Below are 4,445 nucleotides of genomic sequence, written 5' to 3' on the forward strand. Positions count from 1 at the left end.
CCGCTCGACGCCGGCTGAGGCGTCGGCGAGGATCTGTTTGTAGCCGGCTATCGAGCGGGCGAAGATGTTGTAGATGACGACCGCAGGAATGGCCGCCACCAGCCCCATGGCGGTCGCAAGCAGCGCCTCGGCGATACCTGGCGCCACGACGGCGAGGTTGGTGGTCTGCGCCTGGGAGATGCCGATGAAGGCGTTCATGATGCCCCAGACGGTGCCGAACAGGCCGACAAAGGGCGCCGTCGAGCCGATGGTGGCGAGCAGGCCGGTGCCGCGCGACATGCGCCGCGCCGCCGTCGCCTCGATGCGCGAGAGCCTGGAAGCGACGCGTTCCTTCAGGCCGTCGCCGGAAACGTGGTCGAGCGCGCCGGCCGATAGCGCCCGTTCCTCTTCCGCCGCCCGCACCAGAAGCGCGCCCGGACCGCCGTTATGGCCGAGTTCGCGGCGGGCCTGCATCAGCGTCGCGGCATTGCCGATCGCATCGGCGGCGCGGCGGGCCCTCAGCTTGCCGCCTAAAACCTCCAGCGACTTGGCAAGCGCGATCGTCCAGGTAACGAGAGAGGCGAAAGCCAGCCCGACCATGACCGCCTTCACCACGATGTCGGCATTCATGAACATGCCCCAGGGCGACAGGTCATGCGGCAGCGACAGCGAAGGCTCCTGGCCGGCGACGCCGCTCGCAGCCGGCTGGATGGCCAGATCAGCCGGCGCGGTGGCGAGCGCCTGCACCGGCGGTGCCTGCGGAGCTGGGGCGGCCGTTGCTCGCGAAGGCGGTTCGGCCGGAGCCTGCACGGCGGGTACCACCGGCGGCTGTTCCTGCGCCTTGGCGATGCCGGTGGAAAGAGTGAGGGACACGGCCAGCGCCGCGAAAAGACCGTTCCGGGACAAGGCTCGTCCTCGCTTCATCATCGCTATGCGGTGGCCGCCATTGAGATAGGCACAGGGCGAGCCATGGCAGTTGACTATGAAACATGAATTTCCGAGTCAACTATAAAGATGGCTGTGCCGATCAACAATCTACGATGCGCCGATGCCACCTGGGTACGCTGCGGACTGGACCGCAGGTCGGCTGGCGGGCACGATGCGCAGACAACGACAAAGCAGGTGACCGATGATCAAGGCGATACCGTTCGACTTTCCCTATGACGGCAGGCTTGCGCCGCAGCATGCGGCGCTGCTGGTCATCGACCTGCAGGAGGATTTCCTGTCGCCGACCGGCTATTTCGCCAGGAAAGGCTACGATCCGTCGCCGCTGCGAGCCATCCTGCCGGCGGTCAACCGGCTGATAGCCGCGGCGCGCGCCGCAGGCATGACCATCATCCACACAAGGCAAGGCTACCGCGCCGACATGGCCGACATGACGCCTTACGAGAAATGGCGCCGCAAGCGGGCCGGCCTCGACGGCACTGATGTCCTGCTGCGCTCGGGCCCGGGCTTCCAGATCGCCGCCGATGTCGACGTGGCGCCGCAGGACGTCATCATCGACAAGACCTGCAACAGCGCCTTCACCTATACGGATCTGGAGATGGTGCTGCGCGCGCGGGACATAACGCACCTGCTTTTCACCGGCTGCACGACGGATGTCTGCGTGCACACCACATTGCGCGAGGCCTGCGACCGCAATTTCCAGTGCCTGACGGTTTCGGACGCCTGCGCCAGCGGCGACCAGTATGCGCACGAAGCGGCGCTGCACATGGTGACGGTCGAGGACGGGATCTTCGGCGCGCTGGCGGACTCGGAGGCGGTCATTGTCGCGTTGCGGCAACTCGCGGACGCCGTGCGCTGAAGGTTTCGCGGTCTCATCGAAAATTTCTCGCCCCACCGTTCCGTTTGCGGTTCCGCCTTCGTCTTGAGGGTCGTAACAGGTGCGAGAGCCGCGACGGCCTCCGCCCTCAGGACAAACGGAGCCGAGCCATGTCGAACACACTGACCTTGATCAACGTCTTCACCGCCAAGCCGGGCAAGCAGCAGGAACTCGCCAGGACGCTCGCCGAAGGCACGCGGAACTTCTTCAGCAAGCAGCCGGGCTCTTTGTCGTCATCCGTGGTCGTCGGCGGCGACGGCAGCAAGGTCGCCAACATCTCGCAATGGCGCTCGGCCGAGGACATCGCGGCCTTCCGCGCCGATCCCCACTTCGCCGACTACATGAAGAGCATCGTTGAGCTGGCCGCGGGCGAGAGCATAATGGGCCACACGACCTATTCCCATACGGGTGGCGTAGAAAACTAGGAGGTTGCGTGACCGGTTCGCAGGATCAGTCCGTTGCGGCGACCGAGTCCCGGCTCCGCGCCTTCGAGCGCGAGGCCGCTTCGCTGAGAGCCAGGCTGCACCGCTACGCGTCACGCATGGTCGGATCGGTCATCGATGGCGAGGACATCGTCCAGGAGGCTTTGGCCAAAGGCTTCGTTGCGATCAGGAATGGCGACATGCCCGATAGGATCGAACCCTGGCTGTTTCGCATCGCGCACAACGCGGCGCTCGATTTCCTGCGCAAGCGCGCCCGCTTGCGGGGCCGCGAAAGCGAGGTCGAGCTCGACACGATCGCCGACGAGAATTCGGCGCTGGACGCGCGCATCGCCGCCGAGGCGAGCCTGGCCGAGCTGATGCAGCTGCCGCCGGCGCAACGGTGCGCGGTCGTGCTGAAGGATGTGCTCGGCCACAGCCTGGAAGAGATCGGCGAAATCCTCGAAACATCCGACATGGCGATCAAGGGCGCGCTGCAGCGCGGGCGCGAAAGCTTGCGCAAGCTGGCGGCCGCGCCGCGCATGGCGCCGCCCCGTCCGGCGCTCGACCGGCAGGACGTGCGCCGCTTGGGCGACTATGTCGCTGCCTTCAACGCCAGGGATTTCGATACGCTGCGCGGCCTTTTGGCCGAGGACGTCAAGCTGGAGCTGGTCAATCGGCTGCGCGCGGACGGCAAGGAATATGTCGGCAATTATTTCGGCCGCTATGCCGACGAAACGCATTGGCATTTCGCGACCGGCCTTGTCGAAGGCCGGCCCGCCATCCTGGTCACCAGCCCGGAGCGTCCGGACGGACCGCCGCGCTACTTCATCCTCATCGATTGGAAGGACGGCCGGATCGCCGGCATCCGCGATTTCCTGTTCGCGGATTACGTGATGGACGGGCTGGAGTACTCCGGCACGCCGTGACTCAGCCTATACGGTGTTCCGCAAAGCGGGATGAGGCAAACGCACCCGGTTGCGGAATTTCCGCCTCGCGGCGCGCCAGCGAATTCGCGAGCAGCGTGATCGTCTCGCGCCCAATGCGGGCGATCTCGCCCGGACGGTCGATGCCGCTGATCATGAATTCCTCGATGCCGAGCGCCGCATAGGGCAAAAGCGCCAGGGCAATCCGCGCCGGCGGCCCGGCGATCTCGACCGCCTTGTGATCCGGGGTTCCGCTCCAGCCGTCCGCGTGGATGCGGACCGGCAGCGCGAAGCGCAACCTGCCGGCGCGGCCATGTTCCGCCGCGGCGCCGCGCGCACGCTCGACCAATTGCCGCACCTCGTCCGGCGAGCCGGCGGCCAGCTCGAAGACATCGGCATGCTTGCCGGCCACCTTCAGCGCGGTGCCCGATTGGCCGCCGAGCCGGATCACGAGATCGGCGCCAAGCGGGCCCTTGCGCGGCACGAAGCCGCCCCTGACGCTGTAGAAGGCGCCTTCATGGTCGAAGGGCCTGTCGTTCGACCACAGGCGCTTCAGCAGCACCAGATATTCGTCGATGCGCTGCCAAACCACGCTGTGGCCAACCGGTCGCGCCTCGGCATCGCTGTCTTCCAGCGGCTCGCTCAGCATGCGAAGCGACAGGCGTCCGCCGCCTCTGCGGTCGAGCGCGGCAAGCTGCCTTGCCGCCACCGTCGGCTCGATCACGCCGGCCCAATGCGTCAACACCACCTCCAGCGAACCGGTGCGGTCGAGCGTCTGCGCGGCGATGTCCATATTGGTGAGCAGGCCGGCCGGATCGTCCACCACCAGCCTGCGGAAACCGGCATCCTCGATCAGCGACAGTTTGGTCGCCGTCTCGGCGAAATCATAGAAGAAGCCGCCATTGGCAGCCTTACCGGGAACATGCGTGAACTCGATCGGCATTGCCATCTCCTCCATCACGTCGGCTTGCCCCGCTCCAAAGCCTTTTGAACCAAATCCGAGGACGCAGGCGCGCGACAGCGCCCCGGCGCTCGGCCAGCTTTCCACTCCGGTTACGCAACTCAGATTGTTTTGACGGCGGGTCTCGGCCCGCCTTGAAATCAGGGGATCAACCCCAGCACCACCGCGCCGGTGAACACGAATGCAAGCGCGAAGACGAGATAGGCGAAGGTACCGCCATAGGCGGGCCTCCAGCTCTGGTCGGCGGTCAGCCTTTGGCCCTTGCGGGCGGTCTGAGCGTTCTGGATATAGGACATATCGGCCTCCGTCTCAGCGCTTAATCTATAAAGCTAGTAGAC

At 65.9% G+C, this 4,445-nt stretch carries 6 protein-coding genes; 3 read left to right on the forward strand and 3 right to left on the reverse strand.

Features of this window, described 5'->3' with window-relative positions; all coding sequences use genetic code 11:
• On the reverse strand, positions 1-885 hold an 885-nt coding region (gene exbB / locus EOA27_RS23985), incomplete at its 3' end, for a tonB-system energizer ExbB (RefSeq protein WP_127257423.1).
• A gap of 223 nt (positions 886-1,108) precedes the next feature.
• Here exbB and EOA27_RS23990 point away from each other — a divergent pair.
• From EOA27_RS23990 to EOA27_RS24000, 3 genes are all read left to right on the forward strand, one after another.
• Positions 1,109-1,783, forward strand: a complete 675-nt coding sequence (locus EOA27_RS23990) for an isochorismatase family cysteine hydrolase (protein ID WP_126080535.1) — start codon at positions 1,109-1,111, stop codon at positions 1,781-1,783.
• A gap of 128 nt (positions 1,784-1,911) precedes the next feature.
• The gene (locus EOA27_RS23995; RefSeq protein ID WP_126080536.1) at positions 1,912-2,226 is read left to right on the forward strand and encodes an antibiotic biosynthesis monooxygenase family protein; all 315 of its coding nucleotides are present in this window, start codon (positions 1,912-1,914) and stop codon (positions 2,224-2,226) included.
• Positions 2,227-2,234: 8 nt separating this feature from the next.
• A complete protein-coding gene (locus EOA27_RS24000) occupies positions 2,235-3,149 on the forward strand; it encodes a sigma-70 family RNA polymerase sigma factor (protein WP_126080537.1) in 915 nt (304 codons plus the stop codon).
• Position 3,150: 1 nt separating this feature from the next.
• On the opposite strand, the gene EOA27_RS24005 is transcribed toward EOA27_RS24000, so the two are convergent.
• Both EOA27_RS24005 and EOA27_RS24010 read right to left on the reverse strand, forming a co-directional pair.
• The gene (locus EOA27_RS24005; RefSeq protein ID WP_126080538.1) at positions 3,151-4,089 is read right to left on the reverse strand and encodes an LLM class flavin-dependent oxidoreductase; all 939 of its coding nucleotides are present in this window, start codon (positions 4,087-4,089) and stop codon (positions 3,151-3,153) included.
• A 158-nt stretch (positions 4,090-4,247) separates the two neighbouring features.
• The gene (locus EOA27_RS24010; RefSeq protein ID WP_095816548.1) at positions 4,248-4,403 is read right to left on the reverse strand and encodes a hypothetical protein; all 156 of its coding nucleotides are present in this window, start codon (positions 4,401-4,403) and stop codon (positions 4,248-4,250) included.
• Positions 4,404-4,445 lie beyond the last annotated feature (42 nt).

Source organism: Mesorhizobium sp. M2A.F.Ca.ET.037.01.1.1 (assembly GCF_003998075.1).
GTDB lineage: Bacteria > Pseudomonadota > Alphaproteobacteria > Rhizobiales > Rhizobiaceae > Mesorhizobium.

What these genes read in the sequence shown, in the direction of transcription:
- EOA27_RS23990 (WP_126080535.1), top strand. Translation starts at nt 1,109, where the DNA reads ATGATCAAGGCGATACCGTTCGACTTTCCCTATGACGGCAGGCTTGCG.
- EOA27_RS23995 (WP_126080536.1), top strand. Translation starts at nt 1,912, where the DNA reads ATGTCGAACACACTGACCTTGATCAACGTCTTCACCGCCAAGCCGGGC.
- EOA27_RS24005 (WP_126080538.1), bottom strand. Translation starts at nt 4,089, where the DNA reads ATGCCGATCGAGTTCACGCATGTTCCCGGTAAGGCTGCCAATGGCGGC.
- EOA27_RS24010 (WP_095816548.1), bottom strand. Translation starts at nt 4,403, where the DNA reads ATGTCCTATATCCAGAACGCTCAGACCGCCCGCAAGGGCCAAAGGCTG.